Annotated in this window: 9 protein-coding genes; 7 read left to right on the top strand and 2 right to left on the bottom strand. The window is 26.9% G+C overall.

What is annotated here, in order from left to right; all coding sequences use genetic code 4:
- Window position 1 precedes the first annotated feature (1 nt).
- The 4 genes from D9R21_RS08645 to trxA all read left to right on the top strand — a co-directional run bounded on the left by D9R21_RS08645 (window position 2) and on the right by trxA (window position 3317).
- Window positions 2-136 carry an IS3 family transposase gene (locus D9R21_RS08645; protein WP_126820873.1) on the top strand — a complete coding sequence of 45 codons (135 nt, stop codon included), beginning with the start codon at window positions 2-4 and terminating at the stop codon, window positions 134-136.
- A gap of 203 nt (window positions 137-339) precedes the next feature.
- Window positions 340-1908: a hypothetical protein gene (locus D9R21_RS03045; RefSeq protein ID WP_126821045.1), complete on the top strand. Its 1569-nt coding sequence runs from the start codon at window positions 340-342 to the stop codon at window positions 1906-1908.
- Between the two features lie 233 nt (window positions 1909-2141).
- The gene (locus D9R21_RS03040) at window positions 2142-2951 is read left to right on the top strand and encodes a Cof-type HAD-IIB family hydrolase (protein ID WP_126821044.1); all 810 of its coding nucleotides are present in this window, start codon (window positions 2142-2144) and stop codon (window positions 2949-2951) included.
- Window positions 2952-3005: 54 nt separating this feature from the next.
- Window positions 3006-3317: a thioredoxin gene (gene trxA / locus D9R21_RS03035; RefSeq protein WP_126821043.1), complete on the top strand. Its 312-nt coding sequence runs from the start codon at window positions 3006-3008 to the stop codon at window positions 3315-3317.
- A 422-nt stretch (window positions 3318-3739) separates the two neighbouring features.
- Here the strand turns inward: trxA and D9R21_RS03030 are convergent, their stop codons facing one another.
- Window positions 3740-4156 (bottom strand): hypothetical protein, encoded by a 417-nt coding sequence (locus D9R21_RS03030; protein WP_126821042.1) that lies wholly within the window; start codon window positions 4154-4156, stop codon window positions 3740-3742.
- Window positions 4157-4196: 40 nt separating this feature from the next.
- Window positions 4197-4835, bottom strand: a complete 639-nt coding sequence (locus D9R21_RS03025; protein ID WP_126821041.1) for a nitroreductase family protein — start codon at window positions 4833-4835, stop codon at window positions 4197-4199.
- Between the two features lie 137 nt (window positions 4836-4972).
- Here D9R21_RS03025 and leuS point away from each other — a divergent pair, with 137 nt between their 5' ends.
- The 3 genes from leuS to D9R21_RS08275 all read left to right on the top strand — a co-directional run bounded on the left by leuS (window position 4973) and on the right by D9R21_RS08275 (window position 8354).
- Window positions 4973-7390: a leucine--tRNA ligase gene (gene leuS, locus D9R21_RS03020; protein WP_126821040.1), complete on the top strand. Its 2418-nt coding sequence runs from the start codon at window positions 4973-4975 to the stop codon at window positions 7388-7390.
- Between the two features lie 40 nt (window positions 7391-7430).
- Window positions 7431-7664: a hypothetical protein gene (locus D9R21_RS08280; protein WP_241568710.1), complete on the top strand. Its 234-nt coding sequence runs from the start codon at window positions 7431-7433 to the stop codon at window positions 7662-7664.
- Window positions 7665-7745: 81 nt separating this feature from the next.
- Window positions 7746-8354, top strand: a complete 609-nt coding sequence (locus D9R21_RS08275) for a TMEM164 family acyltransferase (RefSeq protein ID WP_241568709.1) — start codon at window positions 7746-7748, stop codon at window positions 8352-8354.
- The last annotated feature ends 52 nt before the right edge of the window (window positions 8355-8406 follow it).

The following is an 8406-nucleotide window of genomic DNA, read 5'->3' as shown; positions in this document are numbered from 1 at the left end:
TATAACAAAATACAAAAATTTTAATGAGCTAAAAAATATGATAGATAATTATATTGTTGAGTATAATAATTATAGAAGGGTTTTAAAATTAAAAATGCCTCCAATTCAATTTGAATTAAAAAGCATTTTAAATTAAAAAAATAATTCTCAGTTATTTGAAACTGTGCAAATTAGCACTTTCAGAGTGTTTTTTTTTTGTAAAATTATGAATATAAATACAATACTTAAAAAATAATTTAGATCATTATTTTAATTTAAATACATATAACAATTATAGCCTTTTGAACAATTAATATTTTATTAAATAATAATAATTTTAACGAAAGGGAATATCTAAAAATGAAAAAAATAGTGAATTTATTAAGCGGTATTATTTTAATAGGAAGTAGTTGACCAATGGTCAATGCTAATAGTAGTTATAATCCACAAGTACAAATATTAAACCGAAGTAAACGGCAAGGAAATTTTAAAGCATTAAATGAAGAAATTAAAAATTGAATCTTAGGTGAGTTAGTTGATAATTTGCCAGAAACAATTTTAAAAAAAATATATAAATTAAATAAAAAAATTAAAAAAAATAGTTTAAGAATAATTAATGTTAGGGAAAACGTAGCTAGAATAATTTGAGATGAAGATGTTGATAGCACAACAAATTTTACTGATGTTTATTTTACAGTTTATGATTCAAGTAATTCATTATTTTATAATGATAATCCAAGTTTAGGAACTTGTCAGTATTTAGCGTCTACTTCACATGAAGAAACTAACAAAAATCAAATTGGAGAACCAATTTATGCAACAGTTTTGCCAAAAAGTCAAAGAAATAAGCAAGATAATGTTGCGCCACTGGTTCCACCTCGAAAATTAAATAATCTTTTATTAAATACAGAATTAGGTGATTTACCGGATAATTTACCAGAAACAATTTTTGAAAGAGTAATACTTTTAAATACGGATATTGATTTAGATGAGGTTGTTATTCATGACATTACACATGATTTAGCAATAATTAGTAGTAATTTAAATAGCACTAGATATTATGGCAGAGTTATTGTTCATTTTACTTTAAATAATAAGGAAGTAAAAACAATTAAAGAAAATAAAAATAAACAAGATCCAAATTCGGATGCTAATGATAGTGTTAATAAATTAATTAGTAAATTTAATAAATTATGTTCAAATAACGAAATTAATAATTTAAATCCTAAAAAAGTTCTAACGGGAAATACTAGTGGTGGTCGTTTACATGCAGGAGATACATATCTTGGGACAAACAATGGTATTTTTTTAAAACATGGTCATGGTCAAATTGACAAGTTTGATGACTTGGAGTTTCCTATAATTGCAATTGAATTAGATAATAAAGGAAGCGCTTATGTTTTAAACAATACTGGTAAAATTTATCATTTAGATTTATATGGTTGAGGACATCACCAAGTGTCAAAAATAATCACAAACAATATAAACTTAAATTGAAAAATAATGGGTCCAATAATAGATGATACAAAAGTATGAGAAAAAACAATAAATTTAATTAAATGGTCAGACTATTCTAATAGTTTGCAAGAATTTAAAGAAAAATACAAGTATATTGAAATTAATAATGTTGATTCTTCTGCAGGTGGTCAGGGGACAACAATTTATAATATTAAAATAAATATTAAGTTTAATACAGAAAATATTAAGGAAAATTGAAGTTCTAATCAAAATCATGTTTCTCTTTTAAAATACAATTATTATGTCTTTTTTCCTTTTATTTATGTTGAACAAAAAGCAGTGTTATATATTAAAGGTTTATGATTTGAAAACGAATACTTAAAACTGAATTTAGTGTCATATACTTTTTCTTTTTGTGCTGTTTATCATGTTTGAACAAATTTAAAAATTAATCAAGTTAAAGTGTATTAGAAAATGGTGTATCATAAAATATATTGAAAACTGAACTTCAAAAAGTTTGTTTAATTACTTTTTAAAATTCAGTTTTTTTTTTAAAATTAACTTAAAGTTTATAATTTATAAAAAATTTTTAAATTTAAGTATTTTCTACTATAATTATTAAAACTATAAAATTAATGTTTGATCAATATTTCTAAATAATATAATCATACAAATTTTAAGGAAAGAGAAAGGAACATAAGTAGATGAAAAAAGCAGTTTTTTCTGATTTGGATGGAACTTTATTAAAGGATAATCATCGGTTTAGTCGGTTAACAAAAAAAACAGTTAATTCAATTCAAAAAAAAGGAATTTCTTTTGTTGTTACAACGGGGCGCCTAGCTAATGATGCAATTCGTCAAGCGCGAAAACTAAAAGTTCATAAGTATGATGGTTATGTTTTGGCAAATAATGGAGCAAGTGCTTATTCTTTTAAGACTAATAGTTTTTTATGAATGATGATTTTTACAACAGCAGAAATTAAAACCATTTTTGATTTTACTTATCGCAAATATAAAGTTCATTTTTTTAGTAATAATAGTACTTATGTTTACGAATATGGTGAGAATTCTTATTATTGATCAAAAATAATGCGAACAAAATATAAAATTATCACCAAGGTCGCTGATATTATAGAAGATATTACACATGCTAGTGTTATTGCCCATCATTCCTTAGATGATAGGGGTGCTAGTGAATTAATGACAAAGTTACGACAATTATTACCGCAATTATATATTACTCAATATAATAATCGTGTTTTTGAAATTGCTTGCAAGGGGATTTCAAAAGGTAGTGCCTTGCAATTTTTATCCTATCATATTGGAATTGATATTAGTCAAACTTATTCATTTGGTGATTCTTATAATGATCTTGAATTAATTCGCCAAGCTGGAGTTGGGATTGCGGTTAGCAATGCGATTGATGAGTTAAAAACAATGGCAAATGAAGTAACATTATCAAATCGTGAAAATGGGCCAGCAAAATATTTGCAACAGTTTTTCTTAAAAAAATAGTACTTTTATGATATGATAAAAAAGCAAGAGAATTCAGTAAAGGAGAGAATTAAAATGGCTGTAAATGAAGTAAAAAATATTGATGAATTCGAAAAAACAATTGGTGATGCAAAGTTAACTTTAGTTGATTTTTATGCTGATTGATGTGGACCATGTAAAATGATTGCTCCAATTATTAATGAATTAGCAAAAACGCGTAGTGATGTTAATTTTATTAAAGTTAATGTTGATGTTTTACAAGATCTTGCTCAGCATTATGGAATTTTATCAATCCCAACATTAATTACCTTTCAAAATGGAAATGAATTAAAACGTAAAACAGGATTTGTAACTGCTAACGAAATTGAACAAGATTTATTAAGTTAACAAAGTTTTTACTAATAATTTAAAAAGGAGAAGGTGAATAAAAAATGGCAATGTCAATGAAGAAACGTCGTCGTTTAATAGCAGAGAAAAAAGCGGCGAAAATCTTGGCTCGTAAAGAAGCTGCAAAAAAACAAAAAGAAGAAACAAAAGTTTCAAAGTAGGATATTTAATTTTTAATGGATAATGTTTAATTTAATGAAGATATAGTAATGAACTTTTTAAATCAAAAATTTATTAAATCATCAATTATAACCCTAATTTATCTAAGGATTTTTATAAAATTAAAAAATATTTTACAATAAAAAACACTTAATTATGTTAAATTTTTTAAATATAATTAAGTGTTTTTTTATTTAAAAACAGTTTATAAAATAGTAATAATTTAAAATAATAAATTTAGAAATAAAAAAGTAGTTTTTATTTTATCCTAAAATAGAAAACACAACAGCAGAAATTAAAGCAAAACCAAAGTTAATTCCAAGCGTAGCAAGCAGAATAAAACCTTTTTTCTTTAAATATCAGACATAACCATTATATTCCGTTTTCAAATGTGAATATTTTGTAATAATATGAAAACCACGGTCTGCTTGTCAGGGTGCTAATTCTTTTGTTGTATTTAGTTTTCGGAGTGGATTTTTAACTATAATTCAGTTAGTAATAAACATTACTATAATAATAATAATTAGAATACCAAAGAAAATTTGCGATAAGTCACTATTACTTAACTGTAATTGTTTTTGACATAATATTAGTGGCGTCATGATGCTAATTTGGATTAATAAAAAAATAATATTAGTAATTAAAATAATAATTCAAAAATTTTTAAGAGATGTTTTCATTAGTTAATTAAATTTTTTAGGAAAATTTTTATTAAGTAAGTTAAAAGATGCTAACAAATTCATCCTCAGCAATTCGTAAGCGAGAGAAACTTGTTCCTTTAACATTGTCATCATAATATCCAAATAGCATTCCTAACGATAAATGTCATTTTGTTGGGTCCACAATATTATGTTTTGTAAAAAATGAGGTTGCTTGCAGTGGCGTAATTCCGCCCATAATACTTGATCCAATTTTTAATTCAGCAGCTTGTAATGCCATAAAACTAGCGACAAGATGTGTTTGTTCATCCGAAAACATATCTGGACTTGGATAACTTTTTAAGTAATTACTCATTCCTCGCACATTTGTTTTTAATGTTTCACCACTAAAAATTCGTTCTAAGCGATTGGTTAAAAATTCTTCAGATGTTAAATAATCACCATTTGCTCCTAATAGTAATGCTAAAATTGGGGCATCCTTTACTTTTTGCTGATTGCCAGGCATAAAACAGTTTAATGCTGCTTGTTCTTTTAATTTCTGATCTTTGATAATAATAACTTTTACTGGTTCTAAGCCATTAGAACTGGGTGCTAAGGCTCCAGTTGTTAAAATTGTTTTTAAATCACTTTCACTAACTGCTTTTGTTTTATCATAGATTTTAATTGCTTTTCGAAACTTTGCTGCTTCTTGTACGCTCATAATTTTCTCCCATTCTGTAATTTATTTATAAATTTATTATACGCTAATAAAAATGGAATTAAAAGTGCTTAAATTACTAACAAATTTTGGAACAATGTTATAATTAAAAAGATAAAAATTTAGAAAGGGTAATAAAGATGGAATTTTCGCATAAAGCATTTGAACAAAAATGACAACAATATTGAGAAGAACATCAAACTTTTAAAACAACAAATAATTCAGAGCAAAAAGCTTATATTTTAGATATGTTTCCATACCCATCAGGAGCAGGTTTACATGTTGGACATCCAAAAGGATATGTTGCAAGTGATGTAATTAGTCGTATGCGAAAATTGCAAGGTTATGATGTTTTACATCCAATTGGTTGAGATGCATTTGGTTTACCAGCTGAACAATATGCTTTACAAACAGGGAATGATCCAGCAGAATTTACTTTGCAAAACATTGCTAATTTTCGTAACCAATTAAAAGCACTTGGCTTTAGTTATGACTATGAAAAAGAAGTTAATACTTCTTCACCAGAGTTTTTTAAAACAACACAATTAATTTTTGAATTATTATATCAAAATGGATTAGCTGAGATGCGTGATGTTGATGTTAATTGATGTCCTGAATTAGGCACAGTCTTAGCTAATGAAGAAGTCTTAAATATTAATGGAAAAATGGTTTCTGAACGTGGACATTTTCCAGTTTTTAAAAAACCAATGCGACAATGGGTTTTAAAAATTACTGCCTATGCAGAAAAATTATTAGCAGGATTAGATGAATTTGATTGGCCAGAATCAGTTAAAGAGTTACAACGAAATTGAATTGGAAAATCATTTGGTGCTGAAATTAAGTTTGCGGTTCAAAATAATCCAGAAATTATTAATGTTTTTACAACCCGTGCTGATACAATTTTTGGTGTTGAGTATCTTGTTTTAGCACCTGAGCATCCATTAGTCTCAAAATTAACAACACCTGAATATGAAGCTGCTGTTACAAAATTTTTAGCAGCAACAAAAGCAAAAACTGAATTAGATCGGCAAGATATTAGTAAAGAAAAAAATGGAATGTTTATTGGTAGTTATGCTATTAATCCAATTAATGAAAAGCTTATTCCAATTTGAATTGCTGATTATGTGTTACCATTTTATGCAACTGGTGCTGTGATGGCTGTGCCAGGTCATGATGAACGGGATTATTTATTTGCTTTAAAATATTATTTACCAATTAGTTATGTTATTGAAGGAGAACATCATAATAAATTACATAATAAATATGGTAAACATATTAATTCTGATTTTTTGAATGGTTTAATGACAGAAGAAGCAACAAAAAAAGCAATTGATGTTTTAACAGCAGCTGGAAAAGCGAAAGTTAAAACTACTTATAAACTTCGTGATTGATTATTTTCTCGTCAACGATATTGAGGAGAACCTTTTCCAATTATTCATTGAGAAGACGGTTCAATTAGTTTAGTTGATGAAACAGAATTACCGTTAGAATTACCAAAAATGACAAATATTAAACCATCACAAACGGGAGAATCACCATTAGCTAATGCCACAGAATGATTAACTGTTATTGACAGTACTGGAAAAAAAGGACGCCGAGAAACTAATACGATGCCGCAATGAGCGGGTAGTTGTTGATATTATTTAGCTTATATTTTAATGGAAGATAAGCAACTGTTAGACTTACGTAGTGCTAAAGGACAAGCTTTGTTAAAAAAATGATTACCAGTTGATTTATATGTTGGTGGCCAAGAACATGCTGTTTTGCATTTATTATATTCACGTTTTTGACATAAATTTTTATATGACCAAAAATTAGTTCCAACTTCTGAACCATTTTATAAATTAGTTAATCAAGGAATGATTTTAGGGACAGATGGTTCAAAAATGAGTAAATCAAAAGGAAATGTGATTAATCCTGATGATATTATTAAATCACATGGGGCTGATACATTACGTTTATATGAAATGTTTATGGGACCAATTGAAGCATCATTTCCTTGAAATCCAAATGGGTTAGATTCAGCACGAAAATGATTAGATCGCGTTTATCGTCTTATTAAAAATAATAATTTTTCGCAAGATAATAATCATGAGTTAGATTTTGTTTATCATAGAATGGTTAAAAACAGCACAGAAATGTTAGAAAAATTAAGTTTTAATACAGCAATTTCACAACTAATGGTCTTTATTAATGCTTGTTATAAAATAAAAGGTCCAATTTATCAACCGTATTTTGAAGGGTTTACTAAAATGTTAAGTTTGTTTGCTCCATATTTAGCAGAAGAAATTTGAACAAAATTAAATCAACCATCATCAGTTGCATTGTCAACATGGCCAACATATGATGAAAAATATTTACAAAAAAATGAGGTTATAATTGCAGTTCAAGTTAATGGTAAATTACGTGCTAAATTAGAAGTACCACTTGATACATCAGAAGAAGAATTATCAGCTTTGGCTAAAGCTAATAGCAATGTTCAAACCTTTTTAGATAAGCATGAGATTATTAAAGAAATTATTATTAAAAATAAAATTGTTAATTTTGTTATAAAATAAATAGAAAAGATATTAATTATTTAATCAAAGGAGAAAAGTAATGCAATTTGTTCGTTCTAGCAATGGACCATGAGGTTTTTTTGACCCAGCAGGTTCATATCTGCCAGGGGCTGATTGAACTGACCAGTGATTTTTTAAAGGTCATAATTATGTCTTTCAATTAGTTGGCATTAGTATTTTTGTTTTAATTATTGGTTCATTATTTGTTTGCAGAAAGTATTATGCAAAAACTGTTAATTGACAATGGTTTCGGATTTCAATCGGGATTTATTAAATTATAACTTATTTCTTAACATATGCGATTTGAGTAACTTATTTAGCAGTTGTTTTAAAAACAGAGTGAATTTGAGGACCGGTGAGACCTTCGCAAATTCGTGGTTTAAGTGAAGTTATGCCATTACACTTATGTAGTTTACACAAGTTATTATCGGGCTTTATTTTAATTTTTCCTAGTCGAAAATTTTTTGAAGTTGTTGCTCCTTCAGCAATTGTTTTACCAATTTTAGCAATTATAACGCCGGTTAATGGTTATTGAAGTTTAGATAATTTCTTTTACTATAATTACTTTATTCTTCATACATTAATTATTTTTGCTTATTTATATGTTTATAAATATGGTTTAGTGGGAAAGCCTTATAGTGGTTTATTATTTAAATGACAGTTATTATGATTAACATTATTTTCTGTTATTGCAGTAATTTGAGACTGAATTTTTAAAACAAACCAATTATTTGTGGGGCCAAGTAGCGGTGAACCATGGAACAATGGTGGTTTTAATGTTGGTGGTTGAAATACAAACTTTATTGGTGCAAAATATATGTGACCATTTGCTTGATTGCCAATGTTTTTCTTAGGGATTGTAATTGTTTCATTAACCCATATTTTATTATTTTATCTACCACAAAGTTTTTTATATGATGTATCATGTACGATGAAGCGGCAAAAAACAACTCTTGTTAAATAAAAAGGGTTGTTTTTTTATTTGTAAACCCATAATTATTAATTAATTCAGAGAA

Origin of the sequence: Spiroplasma endosymbiont of Megaselia nigra, from assembly GCF_003987485.1 — a bacterium.
Taxonomy (GTDB): domain Bacteria; phylum Bacillota_I; class Bacilli_A; order Mycoplasmatales; family Mycoplasmataceae; genus Spiroplasma.
Note: the sequence above shows the minus strand (reverse complement) of the source record. Positions and strands in the feature narration are given on the sequence as shown.